General features: G+C 74.5%; 21 protein-coding genes. 10 read left to right on the top strand and 11 right to left on the bottom strand.

The genetic code is table 11. The features are described 5' to 3' along the window. Positions 1-26 precede the first annotated feature (26 nt). Positions 27-374, bottom strand: a complete 348-nt coding sequence (locus OG802_RS32240) for a VOC family protein (protein ID WP_329416267.1) — start codon at positions 372-374, stop codon at positions 27-29. A 185-nt stretch (positions 375-559) separates the two neighbouring features. Between OG802_RS32240 and OG802_RS32235 the strand changes: the two genes are divergently transcribed. The 5 genes from OG802_RS32235 to OG802_RS32215 all read left to right on the top strand — a co-directional run bounded on the left by OG802_RS32235 (position 560) and on the right by OG802_RS32215 (position 7030). After that, on the top strand, positions 560-2371 hold the full coding sequence (locus OG802_RS32235) for a methylmalonyl-CoA mutase family protein (RefSeq protein ID WP_329416266.1): 1812 nt from the start codon (positions 560-562) through the stop codon (positions 2369-2371). Beyond that, positions 2371-4545: a methylmalonyl-CoA mutase gene (scpA, locus tag OG802_RS32230; protein WP_329416264.1), complete on the top strand. Its 2175-nt coding sequence runs from the start codon at positions 2371-2373 to the stop codon at positions 4543-4545. Before OG802_RS32235 ends, scpA begins: the two co-directional genes overlap by 1 nt. A 5-nt stretch (positions 4546-4550) precedes the next feature. Further along, positions 4551-5561: a methylmalonyl Co-A mutase-associated GTPase MeaB gene (meaB, locus tag OG802_RS32225; RefSeq protein WP_329416262.1), complete on the top strand. Its 1011-nt coding sequence runs from the start codon at positions 4551-4553 to the stop codon at positions 5559-5561. A gap of 150 nt (positions 5562-5711) precedes the next feature. After that, entirely contained in the window at positions 5712-6224 is a 513-nt protein-coding gene (locus OG802_RS32220; RefSeq protein ID WP_329416260.1) for a carboxymuconolactone decarboxylase family protein, read from the top strand. 83 nt (positions 6225-6307) lie between these two features. Next, the gene (locus OG802_RS32215) at positions 6308-7030 is read left to right on the top strand and encodes a FadR/GntR family transcriptional regulator (protein ID WP_329416258.1); all 723 of its coding nucleotides are present in this window, start codon (positions 6308-6310) and stop codon (positions 7028-7030) included. Positions 7031-7103: 73 nt separating this feature from the next. On the opposite strand, the gene OG802_RS32210 is transcribed toward OG802_RS32215, so the two are convergent. The 4 genes from OG802_RS32210 to OG802_RS32195 all read right to left on the bottom strand — a co-directional run bounded on the left by OG802_RS32210 (position 7104) and on the right by OG802_RS32195 (position 10675). Next, positions 7104-7973: an SCO6745 family protein gene (locus OG802_RS32210; protein ID WP_329416257.1), complete on the bottom strand. Its 870-nt coding sequence runs from the start codon at positions 7971-7973 to the stop codon at positions 7104-7106. 96 nt (positions 7974-8069) lie between these two features. After that, positions 8070-9095, bottom strand: coding sequence for a LacI family DNA-binding transcriptional regulator (locus tag OG802_RS32205; RefSeq protein WP_329416255.1), 1026 nt, complete (start codon positions 9093-9095; stop codon positions 8070-8072). A gap of 10 nt (positions 9096-9105) precedes the next feature. Then, positions 9106-10251, bottom strand: a complete 1146-nt coding sequence (locus OG802_RS32200; RefSeq protein WP_329416252.1) for a zinc-dependent alcohol dehydrogenase family protein — start codon at positions 10249-10251, stop codon at positions 9106-9108. A 70-nt stretch (positions 10252-10321) separates the two neighbouring features. Beyond that, entirely contained in the window at positions 10322-10675 is a 354-nt protein-coding gene (locus tag OG802_RS32195; RefSeq protein ID WP_329416251.1) for an ArsR/SmtB family transcription factor, read from the bottom strand. A 136-nt stretch (positions 10676-10811) separates the two neighbouring features. Between OG802_RS32195 and OG802_RS32190 the strand changes: the two genes are divergently transcribed. Then, positions 10812-11792, top strand: a complete 981-nt coding sequence (locus OG802_RS32190) for a quinone oxidoreductase family protein (protein WP_329416249.1) — start codon at positions 10812-10814, stop codon at positions 11790-11792. Positions 11793-11865: 73 nt separating this feature from the next. Here OG802_RS32190 and OG802_RS32185 read toward each other — a convergent pair whose 3' ends face one another. Beyond that, positions 11866-12366 carry a GNAT family N-acetyltransferase gene (locus OG802_RS32185; RefSeq protein ID WP_329416247.1) on the bottom strand — a complete coding sequence of 167 codons (501 nt, stop codon included), beginning with the start codon at positions 12364-12366 and terminating at the stop codon, positions 11866-11868. Positions 12367-12503: 137 nt separating this feature from the next. Here OG802_RS32185 and OG802_RS32180 point away from each other — a divergent pair, with 137 nt between their 5' ends. Then, a complete protein-coding gene (locus OG802_RS32180; RefSeq protein WP_329416245.1) occupies positions 12504-13022 on the top strand; it encodes a hypothetical protein in 519 nt (172 codons plus the stop codon). 90 nt (positions 13023-13112) lie between these two features. Here the strand turns inward: OG802_RS32180 and OG802_RS32175 are convergent, their stop codons facing one another. Both OG802_RS32175 and OG802_RS32170 read right to left on the bottom strand, forming a co-directional pair. After that, positions 13113-14300: a cytochrome P450 gene (locus OG802_RS32175; RefSeq protein WP_329416244.1), complete on the bottom strand. Its 1188-nt coding sequence runs from the start codon at positions 14298-14300 to the stop codon at positions 13113-13115. Between the two features lie 164 nt (positions 14301-14464). Beyond that, positions 14465-15982: a hypothetical protein gene (locus OG802_RS32170; RefSeq protein ID WP_329416242.1), complete on the bottom strand. Its 1518-nt coding sequence runs from the start codon at positions 15980-15982 to the stop codon at positions 14465-14467. A 454-nt stretch (positions 15983-16436) separates the two neighbouring features. Between OG802_RS32170 and OG802_RS32165 the strand changes: the two genes are divergently transcribed. Next, entirely contained in the window at positions 16437-17009 is a 573-nt protein-coding gene (locus OG802_RS32165; RefSeq protein ID WP_329416240.1) for a dihydrofolate reductase family protein, read from the top strand. A 271-nt stretch (positions 17010-17280) separates the two neighbouring features. Here the strand turns inward: OG802_RS32165 and OG802_RS32160 are convergent, their stop codons facing one another. The 3 genes from OG802_RS32160 to OG802_RS32150 are packed head-to-tail and all read right to left on the bottom strand — an operon-like array spanning position 17281 to position 19768. Then, positions 17281-17661, bottom strand: a complete 381-nt coding sequence (locus OG802_RS32160) for an STAS domain-containing protein (RefSeq protein WP_329416239.1) — start codon at positions 17659-17661, stop codon at positions 17281-17283. Beyond that, on the bottom strand, positions 17658-18965 hold the full coding sequence (locus OG802_RS32155) for a PP2C family protein-serine/threonine phosphatase (protein WP_329416238.1): 1308 nt from the start codon (positions 18963-18965) through the stop codon (positions 17658-17660). Before OG802_RS32155 ends, OG802_RS32160 begins: the two co-directional genes overlap by 4 nt. After that, positions 18965-19768, bottom strand: coding sequence for an alpha/beta fold hydrolase (locus tag OG802_RS32150; protein ID WP_329416237.1), 804 nt, complete (start codon positions 19766-19768; stop codon positions 18965-18967). Before OG802_RS32150 ends, OG802_RS32155 begins: the two co-directional genes overlap by 1 nt. Positions 19769-20061: 293 nt before the next feature. Here OG802_RS32150 and OG802_RS32145 point away from each other — a divergent pair, with 293 nt between their 5' ends. Together OG802_RS32145 and OG802_RS32140 are read left to right on the top strand one after the other, a co-directional pair. Beyond that, positions 20062-20538 carry a DUF2243 domain-containing protein gene (locus OG802_RS32145; protein ID WP_329416235.1) on the top strand — a complete coding sequence of 159 codons (477 nt, stop codon included), beginning with the start codon at positions 20062-20064 and terminating at the stop codon, positions 20536-20538. Further along, positions 20535-21389, top strand: a complete 855-nt coding sequence (locus OG802_RS32140; RefSeq protein WP_329416233.1) for a cytochrome c oxidase assembly protein — start codon at positions 20535-20537, stop codon at positions 21387-21389. Before OG802_RS32145 ends, OG802_RS32140 begins: the two co-directional genes overlap by 4 nt. Positions 21390-21657: the final 268 nt, after the last annotated feature.

Raw genomic sequence — 21657 nt, 5'->3', positions numbered from 1 at the left:
GAACCCGTGGTGCCGGCCGGGCCGGATCAGCGGTGGCTGAGGACGTTGACCACCCGGCCGGCCGGGTCGCGGACGAAGAAGCGCCGGACGCCCCACTCCTCGTCCTGCAACGGGTGCACGATCTCCGCGCCGCCGGCGCGCACGAGCGCGTAGGCGGCGTCCACGTCGTCCACCTCCACGCTCAGGTCCGGTGTGACGGGCGCGGTCAGGTCGGCCGTCATGAAGCTGATCTGCGCCTGCGGCGCGGAGGGCGCGGCGAGCGTCGTGATCCAGCCGTGGTTCATGACCTCCTCGAAGCCCAGCAGCCCGTAGAACTCACGGCTCTCCTCGACCGACTCCGAGCGGAGGACGGGCACGACACGACGAACGGTCATCGAGGCTCCAAGGGGTGACGGAAGCGTGGGACGCTCCAGGCGTACGGGACTCCCCCATGAGTACTACGCCGGGCGCGTGCGCGGGGCGGGACGGCGCGGCGAGTGCCAGGTCACAATGCCCGGGAGGGAAAGGTCACAGCCATGCCCTCTGCAGTTCCTCTCCGTGTCTGGCCTAGCATCCGAGCATGACGGTCCTGCCTGACGACGGGCTTGAGCTGGCCGGCGAGTTCCCTGACGCCACCCACGAGCAGTGGCAGCGCCTCATCGCGGGCGTGCTGCGCAAGTCGGGCAAGGACGTCGGGGAAGCTCACGCCGAGGAAGCCCTGTCCACCGCGCTGGAGGACGGGCTGCGCACCCGTCCCCTCTACACCGCGCACGATCGCGCACCCGAGCCGGGCTACCCCGGGTTCGCTCCGTATGTGCGGGGCGGCAGGCCGGAGGGCAACACCGCCGGGGGGTGGGACGTGCGGCAGCGGCACGCCGCCGCCGACGGCGGCGCGGTGCTCGCGGACCTGGAGAACGGCGTCACCTCCCTGTGGCTGGTCGTGGGCGAGGGCGGCGTTCCCGTGACCTCGCTCGCGCAGGTCCTCGACGGCGTCCTTCTCGACCTGGCCCCCGTCGTGCTCGACGCCGGCGCCGAAGTCGAGCCCGCCGCACGGGAGTTCCTGCGGCTGTGTGCGGAGCGGGGCGTCGCCGCGGACGCGGTGCGCGGCAACCTGGGCGCGGATCCCCTCGGTCACGAGGCCCGCACGGGCCGGGCGGCCGACTTCGGCCCGGCGGCCGGGCTCGCCCGGCGGTGCGCCGAGGAGTATCCGGGGCTTCGGGCGCTGACGGTGGACGCGCTGCCCTACCACGAGGCGGGCGGCTCGGCGGCGCAGGAGCTGGGCGCCTCGCTGGCGACCGGTGTGGCGTACCTGCGGGAGCTGACCGCGGCCGGGCTGAGCGTCGGCCAGGCCTGCCGACAGCTGGAGTTCCGGTACGCGGCGACGGCGGACCAGTTCCTGACGATCGCGAAGCTGCGGGCCGCGCGCCGGCTGTGGGCGCGGGTCGCCGAGGTGTGCGGGGCGCCGGGCGCCGACGCACAACTGCAGCACGCCGTGACCTCTCCGGTGATGATGTCGCGCCGGGACCCGTGGGTGAACATGCTGCGCACCACGGTCGCCACCCTCGCGGCGGGCGCGGGCGGCGCGGACGCCGTCACGGTGCTGCCCTTCGACGACGCGCTGGGGCTGCCGGACGCGTTCGCCCGGCGGATCGCCCGCAACACCTCCACGATCCTCATCGAGGAGTCGCACCTGGCCCGGGTGATCGACCCGGCCGGCGGCTCCTGGTACGTGGAGCGGCTGACGGACGAACTGGCCCGTGCGGGCTGGGAGTTCTTCCAGGGGATCGAGCGCGACGGCGGTCAGGCCGCCGTGCTGCGCTCGGGGAGTCTGCCGCGGGCCCTGGCCGACACCTGGCAGGCGCGCGGCGCGGGGATCGCCGAGCGGCGCGAGCCCGTCACCGGCGTGAGCGAGTTCCCGTTCCTCGCCGAGAAGCCGGTGGTGCGCGAGAGGGGGCCCGAGCCGCGCTCCGGCGGTCTGCCGAGGGTGCGTCGTGACGAGGCCTTCGAGGCGCTGCGGGCGCGCTCCGACGCCCATCTCGCGGCGACCGGCGCACGGCCGCGGATCCACCTGGCGGCGCTCGGACCGGCCGCCGCGCACACCGCGCGGCTGACGTTCGCCGCCAACCTGTTCCAGGCGGGCGGCGTCGAGCCCGTCGTCGGGGGCGCGTTCGAGGACAGCGGCGCCACCGAGGTGTGCCTGTGCTCCAGTGACGCGCTGTACGAGGAGCAGGCCGAGGCCGAGGCCGCGCGGCTGCGGGCCGCCGGCGCCGCGCACGTGTTCCTCGCCGGGCGTCCGGCGTCGTACGCCGGCGTCGACGCGTACGTGTTCGCGGGCTGTGACGCCGTCGCGGTGCTGTCCGCCACCCTCGACCGCATGGGAGTTGTGTCCTGATGGGTATCCCCGACTTCTCCGGGATCGAGCTGGGGGCCCCGGCCGCCGGGGGCGGCGCCGACGAGTGGCGTACGGCCGTGAAGAAGGCGGCCGGTGGGGACGACCTGCTGTGGGAGACCCCGGAGGGCATCCGCGTCAAGCCGCTGTACACGGGCCAGGACCTGGAGGGCCTGGATTTCCTGGGCACCTATCCGGGCGTCGCGCCGTACCTGCGCGGGCCGTACCCGACGATGTACGTCAACCAGCCCTGGACGATCCGCCAGTACGCGGGCTTCTCCACTGCCGAGGAGTCCAACGCCTTCTACCGGCGCAACCTCGCGGCCGGCCAGAAGGGGCTGTCGGTCGCCTTCGACCTGCCCACGCACCGCGGCTACGACAGCGACCACCCGCGCGTGACCGGTGACGTCGGCATGGCGGGCGTGGCCATCGACTCGATCTACGACATGCGGCAGCTGTTCGACGGCATCCCGTTGGACAAGATGAGCGTGTCGATGACGATGAACGGCGCCGTGCTGCCGGTGCTGGCGCTGTACATCGTGGCGGCGGAGGAACAGGGCGTGCCGCCCGAGAAGCTGGCCGGGACCATCCAGAACGACATCCTCAAGGAGTTCATGGTCCGCAACACCTACATCTATCCGCCGAAGCCGTCGATGCGGATCATCTCCGACATCTTCGCCTACACCTCGCAGCGGATGCCGCGGTACAACTCCATCTCCATCTCCGGCTACCACATCCAGGAGGCGGGCGCGACGGCCGACCTGGAGCTGGCGTACACCCTCGCCGACGGCGTGGAGTACATCCGCGCGGGCCGTGAAGCGGGCCTGGACGTCGACGCGTTCGCCCCCCGGCTGTCCTTCTTCTGGGCGATCGGCATGAACTTCTTCATGGAGATCGCCAAGCTGCGGGCGGCGCGCCTGCTGTGGGCGAAGCTGGTGCGGCAGTTCGATCCGCAGAACGCCAAGTCGCTGTCGCTGCGCACCCATTCGCAGACCTCCGGCTGGTCCCTGACCGCGCAGGACGTCTTCAACAACGTCACGCGCACGTGTGTCGAGGCGATGGCGGCGACGCAGGGCCACACCCAGTCGCTGCACACCAACGCCCTCGACGAGGCGCTGGCGCTGCCGACGGACTTCTCGGCGCGCATCGCCCGCAACACCCAGCTGCTCATCCAGCAGGAGTCCGGCACCACCCGGACCATCGACCCCTGGGGCGGCAGCGCGTACGTGGAGAAGCTGACGTACGACCTGGCCCGCCGTGCCTGGCAGCACATCCAGGAGGTCGAGCAGGCGGGCGGCATGGCGAAGGCCATCGACGCGGGCATTCCGAAGCTGCGTATCGAGGAGGCCGCCGCCCGCACCCAGGCCCGCATCGACTCGGGCCGTCAGCCGGTGATCGGCGTCAACAAGTACCGGGTGGAGACCGACGAGGAGATCGACGTCCTCAAGGTCGACAACTCCTCGGTGCGCACGCAGCAGATCGAGAAGCTGCGGCGGCTGCGCGCGGAGCGGGACGACGCCGCGTGCCGGGACGCGCTCGACGCGCTGACCCGGGCCGCCGGCGGCGAGGGCAACCTGCTGGAGCTGGCCGTGAACGCGGCCCGCGCCATGGCCACCGTCGGGGAGATCTCGGACGCCCTGGAGAAGGTGTACGGGCGTCACGCGAGCCAGATCCGTACGATCTCCGGCGTGTACCGCAACGAAGCAGGCGAGTCCCCGTCCGTGGACCGCACCCGTGACCTCGTGTCCGCCTTCGAGGAGGCCGAGGGGCGCCGCCCGCGCATCCTGGTCGCCAAGATGGGCCAGGACGGGCACGACCGCGGCCAGAAGGTGATCGCGACCGCCTTCGCCGACCTCGGCTTCGACGTGGACGTCGGCCCGCTGTTCCAGACGCCGGGCGAGGTGGCCCGGCAGGCCGTCGAGGCCGACGTGCACATCGTCGGGGTGTCGTCGCTGGCCGCCGGACACCTCACGCTCGTGCCGGCGCTGCGCGAGCAACTGGCCGAGGAGGGACGCGAGGACATCATGATCGTCGTCGGCGGCGTCATCCCGCCGCAGGACGTGCCCACGCTCCTGGAGATGGGCGCCGCGGCCGTCTTCCCGCCCGGCACGGTCATCCCGGACGCGGCGTACGACCTGGTGGAGCGTCTGTCGGACGACCTCGGACACGGCCTCTGACGCCCATGGCCATCGACCTCGACACGTATGTGAAGGGTGTGCTCGACGGGAAGCGCGCGATCGTCGCGCGCGCCATCACCCTCGTCGAGTCCACCCGGCCCCAGCACCGGGCGCTGGCGCAGGAGTTGCTGACCGGGCTGCTCCCGCACAGCGGCCGGGCCCGCAGGATCGGCGTCAGCGGGGTGCCGGGCGTCGGCAAGTCGACGTTCATCGACGCGTTCGGCACCCTGCTGACGTCGCTCGGGCACCGGGTGGCGGTGCTCGCGGTGGATCCGTCGTCGAGCCGCACGGGCGGTTCGATCCTGGGCGACAAGACCCGGATGGAGCGTCTGGCCGTCGACCCGGCCGCGTTCGTACGCCCCTCCCCCACCGCGGGCACCCTCGGCGGGGTCGCCAAGGCGACACGCGAGTCGATCGTGGTGATGGAGGCGGCCGGTTTCGACGTCGTCCTCGTCGAGACGGTCGGGGTCGGGCAGTCCGAGACGGCGGTGGCGGACATGGTGGACTCCTTCCTGCTGCTGACCCTCGCCCGCACCGGCGACCAGTTGCAGGGCATCAAGAAGGGCGTCCTGGAACTGGCCGACGTGATCGCCGTCAACAAGGCGGACGGCCCGCACGAGCGTGACGCGCGCGCCGCCGCACGGGAGTTGGCGGGCGCGCTGCGTCTGATGCACGGCAGGGACGCCGTGTGGTCGCCGCCCGTGCTGAGTTGCAGCGCCCGGGAGTCCGCGGGCCTGGACACCGTGTGGGAACGCCTGGAGCAGCACCGCACGCTGCTGGACTCCACCGGCCGGCTGGCCGCCAAACGGCGCGAGCAGCAGGTCGACTGGACCTGGAGCATGGTGCGCGACGAACTCCTCGGCCGGCTGCACGCCGACCCTTCGGTGCGGGCCCTCGCACCGGTCCTCGAACAGCGGGTCAGGGACGGGGAGCTGACGGCGACGCTGGCCGCCGAACGCATCCTGGAGGCCTTCGGCGCCCTCGGCGACCGGCGTGCGGCCGGGGAGCCGCGGTGAGGGCGGCGCCGCTGTCATCATGAGGTCCGCGGCGCGTGCCAGGCGTCGCGGCCGTCCTGGTGTGCCCGTCGGCGGTCGCCCGCCCGCGTCGCCGGACCGTGCGGCGGCGGGTGGGCCGGCGGCCCCGCATCGAGGAGGAGACCCACGACCATGGACTACCCCGACCTGAGCGCGCTTCCCCCCAGGGCACGGGAGATCGCCGAGGAGCGGTCCGCCCTCAACGTGTACCGCATGGTGTTCCACTCGCCGGCGCTGGCTCCCGACCTGGTGCGGCTGGGCGACGCGATCGCCCGCGGCGCGCTCCCGCACCCCCTGCGCGAACTGGCCGTCCTGCGCGTCGGACACGTCTACGGGGCGCCGTACGAGGTCCACCACCACGAGCGGATCGGGCGCGGCCTCGGTCTCGACGAGGCCGCGGTCGCCGCCGCCGCCGGGACCGGTTCGCCGCAGGGGCTGCCGGCGGAGCAGGCGGCGGTCCTCGCGCTGACCGACCGGCTCCTGGAGCGGCACGGCCTCACCGACGCCGACCGGACGCTGGCGCTGTCCTTCCTCACCGTCGAGCAGCTCTCCGACCTGGTCCTCACGGTCGGCTTCTACCAGCTGGTCTGCACCTACCTCAACGCCTTCGAGGTCACCACCGAGGGCGAGGGCAATCCCGGCTGAGCGGCCGGGTCTGCCGCCGCCGCGCCCCCGTATCATCGAGGCCGCTCCCGAAGGTTCCGGCGGGAGCGGGTGAGGAGTACGCGGTGTCGCTGACGGACAAGGCCATCGAACGCATTCGTGAGCTGATCCGCACCGGCGCCCTGCCACCGGGGTCGAAACTGCCGCCCGAGGCGGATCTGGCCGCCCAGCTGGGCCTGTCCCGCAACCTCGCCCGCGAGGCGGTCAAGGCCCTGGCCGTGGCGCGGGTCCTGGAGGTGCGGCGGGGCGACGGCACCTACGTCACCAGCCTTCAGCCCAGCCTGCTCCTGGCGGGCCTGGGCGGGGCGGTCGAGTTGCTGCAGGGCGACTCCGCGGCGCTCCAGGACCTCATGGAGGTACGCCGGCTCCTCGAACCGGCCGCCACCGCGTTGGCCGCGGCCCGCATCTCCGACGACCAACTGGCCGAGGTCAAGAGCCACCTGGACGCCATGCGCGAGGCCCGCGACGACGTCGAACTGCTCAACGCGCACGACGCCGCGTTCCACCGCGCGGTGATCGCCGCGACGGGCAACGAGAGCCTGCTGACCCTCCTGGAGGGCATCTCCGGCCGCACGCTGCGGGCGCGGATACGGCGTGGTCTGACCGACGACGAGGCCGCGGGCCGGACGCTCGCCGAGCACGAGGCGATCTACGCGGCGCTCACCACCCGCGACGGCGCCCTCAGCCAGGCCGCCGCGCTGCTGCACGTCAGCAACACCGCGCAGGCCCTGCGGGAGCACCTGCGCTCCCGGCAGCTGGTCCCGCCGGGAGCGCCCGCCCCCGAGTGACGGGAGGGCCGCGGCCTCCCCGCCCGGCCTCCCGTGCGGCCTCGCTGCGGTCCGGCCGCGCGGCCGGACCGGGTCAGCGCTTGCCGAGGAGGTCCGCCGGGAACGCGCCCGCGGCCGCGGCGGCGCGGGCGAACGCCGAGGCGAGGTCCGTCAGGCGGGCCACGCCCTGCGCGCCCAGGTGCTCGTACGGCGCCAGGTCGACGCGGTCCGTCTCCCGCTCGACGTCCTCGCGGAGCGCGACGCCCCGCTCGGTCAGCTCGCCCTCCTCGTCCAGCAGTCCGCGCTCGCGCAGGCGGCCGGCCGCCGCGTTCCACTCGTCCTCGCTCCAGCCGCGGGTGGCCCGCACCCACTTCGGCGTCATGCCCCGGCCGGTGGAGGTGTGCGTCACCGTCGCCTCCAGCCCGTCGAGCCCCGCGGACATCAGCACGGCCAGGTGGCCGTCGCCCCGGTGCTCGCGCAGCAGGGTCGCCGCGTGCCAGTACGCGAGGTGCGGCTCACCGGGGACGGGCAGGTCGGCGTGGGCCGAGTACAGGGGCCGGGCGCCGCGTCCGCACGCCTCGGCGGCGCGCAGCGCCAGCCCGGCCGCCTCCGCCATCTCCGCGGACGCCACGGCCTCCTCCCCCAGCAGGCGGCGCAGCGTCGCGTCGACGGCGCGCAGACGGGCGGCGAGCACGTCGGCGGGGCCGGCGACCGACCACACGGCGGGCACGTGCCGGGCCACGAGGTCGTGCTTGTAGTTGTAGAAGGCCGCGGTCACGGCGCCCGCCCCGACCGGGCCGAGCGCGGCCGCTCGTGCGGCGAAGTTGACGGCCCGCGGATGGGTGATGCCCAGCGCGCCCAGTTCCCGACCCAGTTCGGGCGCGAAGTAGTGCGTCGCGTGCAGGGAGTTGAGCGGGTGGTGACAGCGTCGGCCGGCGAGCGGTCCGAGGGCGGAGGTAGTCATGCCCGGCACATTACCGACCGGTCGTTATGTCGCCGTTCCCGGGGCTCGCCCCGTCCGCCGTCCGTTGCCCGCCGTCCGGCCCGCGCCGCCGGCCGTTCAGCCGTCGGCCGTGTGTGCGGTGGCGGGGCCGGTGCTGGCGCGCAGGGAGATGGGCGGGGCGAGGAGGTGGTGGCGGGGCGGGGCGCCGGGGTGGTCGAGGCGTTCGACGAGGAGGTCGACGGCGAGGCGGCCCATCTCCTCGGCCGGCACGTCCGCCGCGGTCAGCCGCGGGGTCACCGTCTCCGCCCACCGGCCCGCCACCACGCCGGTGACCGAGAAGTCACGCGGCACGTGACGGCCCGCCTCCGCCAGAGCCCGGTACAGACCGCCCAGCGCCGCCTCGTTCAGGGTGACCACGCCCGTGGTGGCCGGATCGTCGTGCAGGATCCGCTCCATGCACGCCTGCCCCGACGCGGCGTCGTCCCCGCAGCAGTACGTCCGCACGCCCAGCCCGCGCTCGGCCGCCGCCTTCGTGAACCCCTCCAGACCACGGTGCGCCGACTCGTACCCCGCCCGCACCAACTGCTCGGGACGGTTGACGAACGCCACCCGGCGATGGCCGAGATCGGCGAGGTGGTGGACGCAGGCCGCCGCCAGCGCCGTGTGGTCCAGGCCCACCCACCAGTCACCGTCCGGCTCGGCGGTACGGCCGATCGCCACCGACGGAAACCCCAGAGCGGCCAGATGATCCACCCGGTCGTCCCGGAGCCGGATCTCCATCAGGATCGCCCCGTCCACCCGCCGCTCCCCAAGCAGCCGCTGGAACGAACGGTCGCTGTCCACACCGCTCGGCGACAGCAGCACGTCGTAGTCACAGGCCGCCGCGGCCTCCACCACACTGCCGATGAAGTCGAGCTGCATCCCGGTGTAATGGTCGCCCGCCGGCGGGAACACCAGCCCGATCGTGCTGGTCCGCCCGTTCGCCAGCGCCCGCGCACTCGCATTGGGCCGATACCCCAGCTCGTCGATCACCCGCTGGATCCTGCGACGCGTCTCCTCCGACACCGGACGCTTCCCGCTCAGGACGTACGACACGGTGCTCCGCGAGACACCGGCCCGCCGGGCGATCTCACCGATGTTCACGAAACACTCCTCACCGGGATCCGGGCCGGGCCGATTGACGACCGGGGACGGCGGAAGCGGCGCGAGGCGCCGTCGCGCCCGGCAAGGTGACGACGATCTTGCCGAAGTGGCCGCCGCCTTCGAGGTGGCGCAACGCGTCCTGAACCCGCTCGGCCGGGTGGACGGAGTCGATCACGGGCGTGATGCCGTGTTCGTCGACGAAGGCCACCAGCTCTTCGAGCATGTCCAGGGAGCCGGTCTCGATGCCGTGGACGGTGACGTTCTTGGTGACGAACCGGTAGACGTCGATGTTCGCCTCGCGTCCGGCGATGAGGCCGATGAAGCTGATGCTGCCGCCCACCTTGACCGCCTCCAGCGAGCGGTTCAGGTTGTCGCCGCCGACGGTCTCGACGACATGGTCCACACCCTCGCCGCCGGTCATCCGGAGGACCTCCGCCGCGAGGTCCTCGGTGCGCCGGTAGTTGATCGTGCGGTCGACGCCGAGCGCGCGGAGCCTGTCGAGTTTCTCGTCGCTGCCGGAGGTGACGACGGGGGTCGCCCCCAGGGCCAGCGTCAACTGCGCGGCGAACAGGGCGACTCCGCCGGTGCCGTGGACGAGCACCGTCTCGCCGGGCCGGACCCGGCTGCGGCGGCCGACGGCGTGCCAGGCGGTCACCCCGGCGACGGGCAGCGTGGCCGCGTGCACGTCGTCCAGGCTCTGTGCGGTGCGCACCGCCTCGTCCTGTTCGACGAGGACGTACTCGGCGAGCATGCCGCGGTTGACCGGCCCGCCGACCGGTGACACATAGGTGTCCTCGGTGAGCGGACCCGACCGCCACCGGGGCAGGAACCCGGCCGAGACCCGGTCGCCCGGCTGCCAGCGGGTCACCTCGGAGCCGACCGCGGCGACGGAGCCGACGCCGTCGGAGACGGGCACCACGTCCCGGTCGGGCGACCAGTGGTCGACGCCGCCCACCACCAGCAGGTCGCGGTAGTTGAGCGACACGGCCGCCGTCTTCACCAGCACCTCGGTCGGACCGGGCTCCGGTAGGGGGACGCGGACCGCGGACAGCCGGTCGATGCCGTCGCCCCGTGTCGTCCACGCCGTCATCGTCCGCGGCGTCCGGGGCGTCCCGGGTGCGGCGACGTCCGCGGGGGTGTGGGCTTGTCCAGGCACGTGTGCGTCCACCGTTCGTTCGTGTCGTCCAGGGTCGTCCGGCGCGCACCGCGCCGGTGTGGGTGTGCCGTCACCCGCGGGCGTCGGCGGCGTCGTCCGCAAGGAGCAGGGCGAGCAGTCCGGGGAAGCGCGCCTCGAACTCCTCGCGGCGCAGCCGGTTGAGCCGTTTCGGGCCCTCGTCGCGCTGCTCCACCAGGCCGGCGCCGCGCAGGACCGAGAAGTGGTGACTGAGCGCCGCCTTGCCGACGGGCACGTCGAAACTACCGCAACTGCGCGTCCAGTCAGGGGAGTTCGCCAGTTCGCGGATCAGGGTGATGCGCACGGGGTCGGAGACCGCGGACAGCGCGGTGAGCACGGACACCTCCTCGGGATCCGTGTGCACGGGGGCCGCGCGGTGCGAACCGCCCGCCGCGTCCTTCGCCATGGCCCTCCCGTCGCCGCCTGCCCCGGCCGTCCGACTCGCGGAACGGCCCGGCCGGTTGTCGAGTGTTCGATGGATATCATACAGTCCTGGTGTTCGCTTTCCATTGAACACTCATCGAAGGGTGCGGTGATCCGCCATGCGCGCGATCGAGTTCCAGGAGTACGGCGGCCCCGAGGTGCTGCGGCTCGTCCGGGCCGGGACGCCCGAGCCCGGACCCGGCCAGGTCACCGTCGACGCCGCCTACGCGGGCGTGAACTTCGCCGACCTCAAGGCACGCGCCGAGGGATACCGGGTGCCGTCGCTGCCGTTCCGGCCCGGTCTGGAGGTCTCCGGCCGGATCCGGGCCGTCGGCGAGGGCGTCCGGGGGCTGCGGCCCGGGCAGGAGGTCGCCGCGCTGGTGGAGGGCGGGGCCTACGCGGAGGTGGTCGTCGCCGACGCCGTCACCGTCTTCCCGCTCCCGGCGGGCCTGGACCTGCGCAGCGCCGCCGCCCTCCCCACGGTGGTGCCGACCGCGCACGCCCTGGTCCACGAGGTCGGGCGGCTGCGGGCCGGCGAGAGCGTGCTGGTGCAGGGCGCGGCGGGCGGCGTCGGCACGGTGGCCGGGCAGTTGGCGAGGGCGGCGGGCGCGGGCGCCGTGTACGGGGTGGTGTCCTCGGCGGCCAAGGCCGGGCACGCGCTCGCGCACGGCTATGACGAGGTGTTCACCGGCGACGCCTTCGCCGACGACGTCCGCCGCGCCACCGGCGGCCGGGGAGTCGACCTCGTCCTCGATCCGGTGGGCGGCGACACCCTGCGCCGCGGCCTGGACGCGCTGGCCGTCTTCGGACGCCTGGTGTCCTTCGGCAACGCGAGCGGGGCCGCGCCGTGGCAGGTCGGGCAGCCCGAGCTGTACGCCCGGGGCCTGTCCGTCAGCGGCTTCTCCATCCTGACGCTCGCGCGGTCCGCGCCCGACGCGCTGCGCGCGCTCGCCGAGCGCTCCTTCCGCACCGTCTCGGACGGCGGCGTGAGCCTGCCGGTCACCGCGGAGTTCGCGCTGGCGGACGCCGCCGAGGCGCACCGGCTCATGGGCGGGCGCACCTCGACGGGGAAGCTGCTGCTGCGCGTCGCCGGGGAGTGAGGGCCGACGGCCGGGGTCCGCGTCGGCCCGCCGGGGCGGCCCCCGGCCGCGCGCCCGCCCGCCGGGGCGGCGCTCAGATCACGCGCTGCATGCAGACCAGCCGCTCGCGCTCGTCCCAGGACTCGGTGACGGTGAAGCCGAGGCGCTCGTACAGCGAGACGGCCTCGGTGCGCCATGCCCACACCGAGAGCCGCACCGCGCTCGTGCCGTCGGCCGCGGCGGCCGCGAGCGCGGCGCGCAGCAGCGCGGAGGCGATGCCACGGCCCCGGTGCTCCGGGTCGGTCCACACTCGCTTGATCTCCGAGCGGCCGTCGGCGGGCGCGGTCAGCACGAGGCACCCTACGGCGACGCCGCCGTGGAGGGCCGTCAGCACGACGTCGTCGGCGAACGCGGTCCGCGGGTCGGAGATCTCCGCCCGGTAGCGGTCCGGCAGTGCGTCCACGCCGGTGACGGCCTCGCCCTTCTCGGTCTGCGTCCGCAGGTGGTAGGCCGCCAGCAACGCGGCGAACCCGTCCTCGGCGGCAGCGTCCCGGCCCGGCCGGCGGACGACGGCCACCTCGCCTCTCTCAGTCATGGCCCCAGCATCACATGCCGGCCCCGGCCCCTCCGCCGGGCGTGCGGCCCACCCGCGAGGCCACCGCGCGTCACCCGTGCCGGTGACCTGCCGCCAGGTCGGCACCGGGGAGGCCGCTCGGCCGCCACCCTGGGAGCATGCGCCGCCCTCTCGCCCTCGCCGCCGTCCTGACGGCCGTCCTCCTCGCCGGAGGCTGTGTCTCCCTCCCCGCCGGATCCCCGCCACCGCCCCGCCCGGCCCCGGCCGCCGCCCGCATGCCCTCCCCCGTGGCGGACCCCGGGCAGGCGCCCGCCCTCAGCGCCCTCGTCGACACGGCCGCCGGTGCGACACCGCGTCCGCCCGCCCGCCACCGGTCCGGCACGCCGCGTCGGCCCGCGGGCGGGAGGGACGTGGGGCGCCGGCCGCCGCGCGCCCAGTGGCCGGTCAGGCCGCGCAGCGGTGTGGCGCACGCCCGTCCCGTGCGGCCCCGGTCCGCCGCGCCGGCCGGACCGCTCCGGCACGCCGAGCGCCCGGCACGGCCCGCCCGCCCCCGCGAGGCCCGGGAGCGGCAGCGGCAGCCGCGGCCCACGTACGACCTGCGCACCGTGTGCGGCTGGTCCCACCGGTCACCCGTGCCGGCCTCCGTCCGAGGGCTGTGCGACGCCTACGTCCGCTGAGCCGGGACGACGCCCGCGCGGACCGGCCCGGCGTGGGGAGACCGGGCGTCGCGGGGCGTTCGGTGTCGCGGCGGGGCGCCGGGCCGGGCGTCAGGCGGGCTTCCTCGCCACCAGCCGGAGGGGGACCTCGGCGTACGTGTTGAGGATCGTGTTCTCGGCGATCACCGGATCGCCGGTGAGTTCGACGCGTTCGACGCAGTCCAGCAGCGCGTGGACGAAGGCGTGCAGCTCCACACGGGCGGCGCCCTGGCCGACGCAGTTGTGCACGCCGTAGCCGAATCCGAGGTGGTCGAGCGGGTTGCGGCGCAGGTCGAACTCGTCCGCGCGCTCCCACTTGCGTTCGTCGCGGTTCGCGGAGGCGAACAGGGCCCATATGCGCGCGCCCTGCGGGACGGTCACGCCGCCCAGCTCCGTGTCGCGCGACGCGACGCGGGTGAGTCCGCGTACGGGGGTCTCCAGCCTGAGCACCTCGTTGACCGCCGAGGCGACCAGCCCGGGTTCGGCGCGGAGCGCGTCCCACTGGCCGGGGTGCTCGGCGAAGGCCACGAGCAGATGTCCGATCGCCGCGGCGGTCGTCTCCAGTGACGGTCCGATGAAGTCCACCAGCAGGAGCGGGCACTTCTCCTCGGCGATGACACCCCGGTCGGCCGCCTCGAGCATGGCGGCTCCCGGACTGCCGGGCGCGAGCTCCCGGTTCGCCGCCAGCTCGTGGGCGAACGCGAACAGACGCCGGGTCATCTCCGCGTTGTGCGGGGTGCGTTCCGAGGCCGGACCCAGCAGGTCGTTGCCCACCTGCCCCCACGCGTAGAGGTGTTCACGGTTGCGTTCGGGCAGGCCGAGGTAGTCGGGGATGACGAGCATCGGCAGCGCCTGGGCCAGAGCGGTGACGCCGTCGACCTCGCCCTCGGCGACGGCCCGGGCGACCAGGTCGCGCGCCTTGCGGGCGATCTCCTCCCCGCGCGCCCGCAGCGGACCGGGGCGCAGGCCCGCGCCGACGACGGAGCGCAGCACACCGTGCTCGGGCGGATCGCTGACCAGCGTGACGCCCCGCATGAGCCGGTTGACCCCGGGATCGAATCCCACGCCCTCACCGGAGACGAAGGCCTCGTGGTCGCCGAGCGCCGCCTTCACCTCGTCGTAGCGCACCACCGCGTACACGTCGGGGTCGCGCAGCCGGACGACGCCGCCCATGTCCCGCAGGATCCGGTACTGCTCGTGGCGCGTGCGCCGGTCCGAGGTGGCGAACATGTCGATCTCCGCGATGGGGGCGACGGCCACGGGTTCCTCCTGGAGCCACTGTCGGCGCCGGCCGGTCCAGGCCGTCAACACGCCGCATGCTTTCGCTGGTTCGTCCGAACCGGCCACCTCCTGATCTTGCTCGGCGCGAGCGGCCGCAAAACCGGTGACGGCGGCCGTCGCCCCGCCGAACGCGGAGGAACCGCTCACGTCCCGGAAAGCAGACCCTCGACGACGGCGCGGGGCAGCGACGGGTTGGCGGCCGCGGCCGCCGCCACGCTCGGATCGGGGTCGTCGAGCAGTTCCACGACGACCGCCGTCGGGAGTGCCGCACGGCCGACGGCGACGGGCCTCGCCCGACTGTCCTTCAGACACGCGAGCAGGGCGCCGGGCGAGGCGTTCGGATGCGCGGCGATCTCGCGGAACACCTTCGGCACGGGCGGATCGTGGCGGACCAGATGCTCCAGCAGTGCCGGGCCGGCGCCCGGGTTGGCCGCCACCGCGACGAGGACCCGGGCCCCGTGCCGGTCCACCATGGCGCGCAGGCGCGCCTCGCCGAGGCCCGGGTGCGAGGCGACCGACCTGACCACCTTGGCGTCCGGGTCCTCGGCCAGCCCGTCACGGATCTCCGGCGGCAGATCGCGGCGTCGGGCCAGGAACATGCGGACGGCCGCGCTCGGCGAGCTCGCCAGCCGCGGGACCTCGTCGGGGGCGGCGGCCGCGATGCGCGGGAGCAGGGTCGCGCCGACCCTGACGGAGTCGGCCAGCCGCGCGAGGACGTCGAGCGGCAGTCGCGGGTTGTGGGCCAGCCCGCGCCGCACGTCGGGGTCGCGATCGCCGGCCAGGGTGCGCGTGGCGGCGTCGTCGATCGCGGGGTTCCCGGCCACGTCGGCGCGGACGCCGGGAACGGGATCCGCGGCGAGCCCGCGGTACACGGAAGCGGGCAGGCCGGGACGGGCGGCGAGCGACTGGCGCAGCAGCATCGAGGGATGGTCCGCGAAGCCGGCGACGGCCTCGGCGGGCGTCGCCGGGTTGCGCAGGGCCGCCCACCGTATGTCGTGCACGGCGGACTCGTGGGACCCGTCGCACGAGGCGCCCGACGGCAAGGTGCAGCCGGGGCGCGCGCAGTTCCGGTCGTGCACGAAGGGCGTGGCCTCCTGCTCGCAGACCGCGCAGCGGAGCACCGGCGGCAGGCCGTGTCCGGTGACGAGCGCCGCGAGCACGTCCGGCGGCGTCGCCTCGTTGGCGGCCGCCGAGCGGCGCACATCGGCGTGCGGATGGCGCGCGAGCCCGGCGATCGCCTCGGACGCGGTCCACAACGCCAGTTCGGCGACGACGCACACGTCCGGATCCGCGGCCAGCGTCTCCACGACGTCGGCCGGGAGACCGGGGCAGGCGGCCAGCTTCCCCCGGTGGGCGGGGTCCGGATCCGCCGCGAGGAGTCGCGCCCAGTGCGGCGCGCCCGCACCCTCGTCGAGCAGGGCGAGTGCGACGTCCGGCCGCGCGACGGGGTCGACGTCGGCGGCGGTCAGCCGGCCCGCGTACGCGAGCTGCACCCCGCACTCGGGCACCCGCGCGAACAGGGCGAGCGCCTGTGCGTGGCCGAGGTCCGGCCGGTCGGCCAGGCGCCAGGCGACGTCGGCGTCCGCGACCGCGATGAGCCGGTCGACGAACTCGGGCGGGAGCGCGGGGTTGGCGGCGAGACCGTACAGGACGTGATCCACACGGGGCATCATGCCCGGCCCCCGGCCCGGCCGGCTCACCTTTTCGCGACCGCCCGACGGGGCGTCGAGGTCGGCGGGTCCGGCGGATCCGGCCGGTGCGCAGGGGCGTTCTGCGGGGCCGGCGGGGCGTGGAGTCCGGCGGGGTCTGCGGGTCCGGTCCTGTCCGGTCCGGTCCGGTGTGGCCCGGCCGGCCGCGCCCGGGAATGCCGGCGCCCGCGGCCGGGTGCCGCCTTTCGCTCCGTCCCTCCGGGCCGGCCAGTCCGCCCGTCTGGCCGGTGGACGGCGCGTCGTCAGGGGGCGCGATCGGCCGGGCGTCCGACGCTCCGGGGGCGGCCGATGAGTTTCGGGCGGAGCGGGGGTCGTAGATCATGGCGGGGCGCGGCGACCGCGCGATGCGGACGCCCAGGCGCCGCCCCGTCCACCGCAGACCGAACCCGAGACCCGAGGACCCACGATGCGCACTCTGATCAGCACCGCTTTCATCTCCCTCGACGGCGTGGTGGAGGCTCCGGGCGGCGAGCCCGGCTACCGCAACTCCGGCTGGACCTTCAAGGACGTCGAGTTCCTCCCCGAGGCGTTCGAGATCAAGGGCCGCGAGCAGCAGGAGGCCACCGCGATGCTGCTGGGCCGGACGAGTTACGAGGCGTTCAGCCCGGTGTGGCCCGGCATGCCGGAGTTCGCCGACTACAAGGGGATGCCGAAGTACGTGGTCTCCACCACCCTGGGCGAGGACGACCTGGTGTCGGACTGGGGCGAGACGACGATCCTGCGCTCGCTCGACGACGTCGCCGCGCTGAAGGAGGGCGAGGGCGGCCCGATCATCGTCCACGGCAGCGCCACCCTGAACCGGGCGCTGTCGGACGCCGGCCTGATCGACCGCTACCACCTGCTCGTCTTCCCCCTCCTCCTCGGAGCGGGCAAGCGGCTCTTCAGCGACACCGACAAGGACACCCAGAAGCTGAGGCTCGTCGAGCACCAGGCGTATGCCAACGGGCTGCAGAAGAACGTCTTCGACGTCGTGCGCTGACGCGGCGCCGCCCGCCTTCCGGAGGGAGCGGGCCGTCGCCGCCCGGCACACCGTCGGCGAGGCCGTGGGCATGCTGATGGGCGGCCGTCACACCGGTGGGACGGCTCCTCCGGCACGCGGTCCGAACCAGAGAAGCCTGGGCCGGGTCAGCCCCATGGGAACGCCGCTGGCCCCGGCATGCTCTCCAAGTCCCCGGTCCCGGCCGCCTCACACCCCGTTCCGGGGACGGGCCCGCGGCGCGGCCCGCCGAGAGGCGTCCCGGACCGCCAGGTCAGGCGCCGCCCGGCCCGGCGTCCCGGAGCACCTCGGCGGAAGACGACGGCGCCGCCTCGGTCGCGGACCGCGCGTCGGGGTGGACGGCGAAGACCTGGTCGAGCCCGACGATGCGCAGGATGCGCAGGGTGTTGGCGGGGACGCCGGTCAGGGCAATGTCGGCGCCGGCGGCGGCCGCGTGGTTGCGGGCCGCGATCAGGGCGGTGATGCCGCTGGAGTCGCAGAACTCCAGCCGTGACAGGTCCAGCACCAGGCGCTGGCCGGCCCTCAGTGTCGTCCGGGAGACGCGTTCGCGCAGTTCGTGCGCCGTGCCGTAGTCGAGATCACCGACGATCTCGAGCACGGGACCGGTGGACGCGTCGCGGGCGGCGATCTTCACAGTCTTCCTCTCCGGTGGTCCGCGGCCGGGCTGGACGGCTCGGGGGTGCGGGGTACGCCGACGGCGAGCAGGGCGGTGTCGTCGTCGACCCCGTCCCCGAGGCTCTCCAGCAGGTCTGTCAGCGCGTCGACGATCCCCTTCGGCGACGCGGTCGCGTGGGCGGCGACGAAGTCGAGGAGGGCCCGGTCGCCGTACAGCTCGGCGCGGTCGGGTCCGGTGCGCGCCTCGGTCAGCCCGTCGGTGTAGAGGAGGAGCGTGTCACCGGGGCCGAGTGTGGTGGCGGCGGGGGTGAAGGACGCGTGGGGCAGCGCGCCGACCAGGAGGCCTCCGGGAGTGGGCAGGAAGTCCGTGCCGCCGTCGCCGCGGATCACCAGGGCGGGCGGATGGCCGCCGGACGCCAGGCTGACGGCGACGCGCCCGGTCCGCGGGTCGGGGGTGAGGATCCCGAAGATCGCGGTGCAGTAGCGGGGGTCCCCGCCCGTGTAGCGCTCGTGCAGCACCGTGTTCAGGGTGGTGAGCGCGGTGACCGGGTCGGGGTCGTGCAGGGCCGCGGCCCGCAGGGTGTAGCGGGTCAGGGAAGTGACCGCGGCGGCCTTGGGGCCCTTGCCGCACACGTCGCCGAGGAAGAACGCCCAGCGGGAGCCGTCGAGGGCGAAGAGGTCGTAGAAGTCGCCGCCGAGCCGGTCGGGGGCGGCGGTGTGGTAGTACGTGGCCGTTTCCACGCCCGGCACCGCCGGCAGGGCCGCGGGCAGCAGGGACCGCTGGAGCACGGCCAGGGCCTCCTGCAACCGGGCGCGGTCGGCCTCGGCCTGGCGGTGCGCCCGCTCCGCCTCCCGCTTGCGGCGCAGCAGCTCCTCCTCGTAGGCGCGGCGGTCGGAGGCGTCGAAGACGGTCGTGCGGATCAGCAGCGGCTCGCCCTCGCTGCCGTACTTGACCACGGAGGAGACCAGGACGGGCATCCGGCCGCCGTCGGCCCTGCTCATCTCGAGCGCGATGCCGCTGATCTCGCCCTTCATCTGCAGCAGCGGCGCGAAGTGCGTCTCGTGGTAGAGCTTGCCGCCCACGGTGAGCAGGTCGGCGAACCGCTTGTGGCCCACCACGTGCCGTCGCTCCAGGCCCAGCCAGCCCAGCAGCGTGGCGTTGATCTTGGCGACGGTGCCGTCCATCAGCGTCGACAGGTATCCGCACGGCGCGGACTCGTACAGGTCCTCGACGCTGTCCTCCAGCAGGGCGCTGAACGCCGCGTCGGTCGACGGGACGTCCCGCGCCTCGCAGGGCTCCGGAGGGTCTCCCGAGGGGCACATCACCGCAGGCCGCGCAGGAAGCCGAGGATGGCGGCGTTGGTCTCCCGCGGCGCCGACAGCTGGGGGCAGTGCCCGGTGGCCTGAAGCGTCACCAGGGCGGAGCCGGGGATCCGGGCGTGCACATAGGCGCCGACCTCGCGCGGGGCGATGACGTCCGAGGCGCATTCCAGGACCAGGGTCGGCACGGTGACGCTCTCGAGATCGTCGCGGGAGTCGGACAGGAACGTGGTCCGGGCGAAGACCCGGGCGATCTCGGGGTCGGTGGCGCAGAAGCTGTTGGTCAGCTCCTCGCCGAGTTCCGGCCGATCGGGGTTGCCCATGATCACCGGTGCCATGGCGGCGGACCAGCCCAGGTAGTTCGATTCCAGAGATTCCAGCAGCTCGTCGATGTCCTCCGCGCTGAAGCCGCCGCGGTAGCCGTCGGAGTCGATGTAGCACGGCGACGGGGCCACCATCACCAGCGATCCGATCCGCTCCGGCGCCGCACGCGCGGCCAGCACTCCCACCATGGCGCTGACCGAGTGCCCGACCAGGACCGCGTCACGCAGGTCCAGTTCCTCGCAGACGTCCACGACGTCCTGGGCGTAGCCCGCGAGGGACGAGTACCGCTTCTCGTCCCACGCGCTCAGCTCCGATCCGCCGGAGCCGACGTAGTCGAACAGCACGACCCGGTAGTGCTCCTCCAGGGCGGGGACGGTCAGACGCCACATGTTCTGGTCGCAGCCGAAGCCGTGCGCCAGCACCACCGTCGGTCCGTCCGGGCGGCCGGTGATCCGGATGTTGTTCCTGCGACGGATGTCCATACCAACCATCCTGCCATCCACGGCCGGGGACCTCCGCGGCCCGGTCTCGCCGCCGGCCTGCCGGGCGGCGGAGCGACGGCGGCACGGCGGCGGAGTGACCGTGGCCCGGCCGGGGTACCCGGGCCGCCCGCGGGAGCCGCCACCAGGAGAGCCTCGCGCGCACGCGACGCACCACACCCGATCCCGATGGGGAGGCCGGTCATGAGGGAACGGACGCCGTCCAGGGCCGAGCGCGCACCGCGACCCGGCGCGCGGCCTGCCGGAACGCACGGCGCGGCCGGCGCGGTGCGCGGATGAGCGGGGTGCGGGAGGCCGCGCGGGACGGTCGGGGGCGGTCGACGGCGGTGTGCGCGCTGATCGGTGCGGCGGTGATGGCCGCGGTCGACGAGATCGTCTTCCACCAGATCCTGGCCTGGCATCACTTCTACGACCGGTCCACCACGGCCGTGGGCCTGCTGTCGGACGGGTTGCTGCACACGGCGGAGCTGCTGGCGCTCGTCGCCGGGTTCTTCCTGTTCGCCGATCTGCGCCGGCGCCGGGACCTCTCGCCTCCCCACGCGTGGGCGGGGTTCTTCCTGGGGCTGGGGGCCTTCCAGCTGTTCGACGGGCTCGTGGACCACAAGGTGCTGCGGGTGCACCAGGTCCGCTACGGCGTCGACCTCGCGCCCTACGACTGGGGCTGGAACGCGGGCGGCCTGGTCCTGCTGCTCCTCGGCGGTGTGCTGGTGGTGCGGGCGAACCGCCGGAGCCGGGGCGGGCCGGCCTCGTGACCCTCGCGCACGTCCATCCGGGGACGGCTCCCGTGGCGGGCGGGGCGTCGGCCGCCCTGACCGTGCTGGCCGCACTGGTCGTACTGGCCGCCGCGGTCGCCTACACGGCGGGCGCGGCACGGCTGCGCGGCCGGGGGGACGGCTGGCCCCGGTGGCGGGACGCCCGGTTCGCAGCCGGGTGCCTCCTGCTCGTGTGGGCGGCGGTGGGCGCGCTGCCGGACGGTCCGTTCACGGGCCACATGGTCCGGCACCTGCTCGTCGGCATGGCGGCCCCGCTGCTGCTCGTGTCCGCGCGTCCGGTGACGCTCGCCCTGCGCTGTCTGTCCCCCGGTCGGGCGCGCCGGGCTCTGGTGGGTCTCACGCACACGCGGGTCGTCGGCGCGCTCGTCTTCCCGCCGGTGGCCGCGGTGGTGGACGTCGGCGGCATGTGGCTGCTGTACCGGACGGGGCTGTTCGCGGCCGTGCACGGGCGTCCGCTGTACGACGGGCTGCTGCACGCGCATCTGCTGGCGGCCGGTCTGCTCTTCTCCTTCGCCGTGTGCCAGATCGACCCGGTGCGCCGGCCCCGGAGCGTCGCCCTGCGCGGCGGCACGCTGCTGGCGGCCGGGGCCGCCCACGCGGTCCTGGCGAAGACCCTGTACGCCGCGGGACCGCCCGGCGTGCGCTTCGCGGCGGCCGATCTGCACCAGGGGGCCCGGCTGATGTACTACGGCGGCGACGTGGTCGAGGCGGCCCTGGCCCTGGTGCTCGGGGCGGTCTGGCTGCGGGCGGCGGACCGGGCGCGCCGGCGCCGCTCGCGCGCCCGCGAGTGCGGGGCGGCACGCGCCGCCGGTGGACTCACGGGCGCGTGAACGCACCGCGCCCAGTCTGGATGCGGACCCGTGGGAGACGTTGGGAGCCCTGGGAATCCCCGAAGGTTCTGGGAAACCCGTGGACGCTCCGGGGAGCCGCGGGCGCGGCGGACAGGCCGGCGCCCGTAAGCGGACGACAGTGATCGGCGGGCGGTCATCGGCGAGCGGTGGGCGGTCAATGGCGAGCGGTCGGGGGTCACTTGTCGAGCAAAGAGGAACACGTGGGAGTAGAGCGCGGATCGCGGGGTAGCCGGAGCCGGTCGGCAGG

The sequence above is a fragment of the Streptomyces sp. NBC_00704 genome (assembly GCF_036226605.1).
GTDB lineage: Bacteria > Actinomycetota > Actinomycetes > Streptomycetales > Streptomycetaceae > Streptomyces.
The sequence above is the reverse complement of the archived record's forward strand: the minus strand, read 5'-3'. Positions and strand labels throughout refer to the sequence as shown.

What these genes read in the sequence shown, in the direction of transcription:
- OG802_RS32240 (WP_329416267.1), bottom strand. Translation starts at nt 374, where the DNA reads ATGACCGTTCGTCGTGTCGTGCCCGTCCTCCGCTCGGAGTCGGTCGAG.
- OG802_RS32235 (WP_329416266.1), top strand. Translation starts at nt 560, where the DNA reads ATGACGGTCCTGCCTGACGACGGGCTTGAGCTGGCCGGCGAGTTCCCT.
- scpA (WP_329416264.1), top strand. Translation starts at nt 2,371, where the DNA reads ATGGGTATCCCCGACTTCTCCGGGATCGAGCTGGGGGCCCCGGCCGCC.
- meaB (WP_329416262.1), top strand. Translation starts at nt 4,551, where the DNA reads ATGGCCATCGACCTCGACACGTATGTGAAGGGTGTGCTCGACGGGAAG.
- OG802_RS32220 (WP_329416260.1), top strand. Translation starts at nt 5,712, where the DNA reads ATGGACTACCCCGACCTGAGCGCGCTTCCCCCCAGGGCACGGGAGATC.
- OG802_RS32210 (WP_329416257.1), bottom strand. Translation starts at nt 7,973, where the DNA reads ATGACTACCTCCGCCCTCGGACCGCTCGCCGGCCGACGCTGTCACCAC.
- OG802_RS32195 (WP_329416251.1), bottom strand. Translation starts at nt 10,675, where the DNA reads ATGGCGAAGGACGCGGCGGGCGGTTCGCACCGCGCGGCCCCCGTGCAC.
- OG802_RS32190 (WP_329416249.1), top strand. Translation starts at nt 10,812, where the DNA reads ATGCGCGCGATCGAGTTCCAGGAGTACGGCGGCCCCGAGGTGCTGCGG.
- OG802_RS32185 (WP_329416247.1), bottom strand. Translation starts at nt 12,366, where the DNA reads ATGACTGAGAGAGGCGAGGTGGCCGTCGTCCGCCGGCCGGGCCGGGAC.
- OG802_RS32180 (WP_329416245.1), top strand. Translation starts at nt 12,504, where the DNA reads ATGCGCCGCCCTCTCGCCCTCGCCGCCGTCCTGACGGCCGTCCTCCTC.
- OG802_RS32165 (WP_329416240.1), top strand. Translation starts at nt 16,437, where the DNA reads ATGCGCACTCTGATCAGCACCGCTTTCATCTCCCTCGACGGCGTGGTG.
- OG802_RS32155 (WP_329416238.1), bottom strand. Translation starts at nt 18,965, where the DNA reads ATGTGCCCCTCGGGAGACCCTCCGGAGCCCTGCGAGGCGCGGGACGTC.
- OG802_RS32150 (WP_329416237.1), bottom strand. Translation starts at nt 19,768, where the DNA reads ATGGACATCCGTCGCAGGAACAACATCCGGATCACCGGCCGCCCGGAC.
- OG802_RS32145 (WP_329416235.1), top strand. Translation starts at nt 20,062, where the DNA reads ATGAGCGGGGTGCGGGAGGCCGCGCGGGACGGTCGGGGGCGGTCGACG.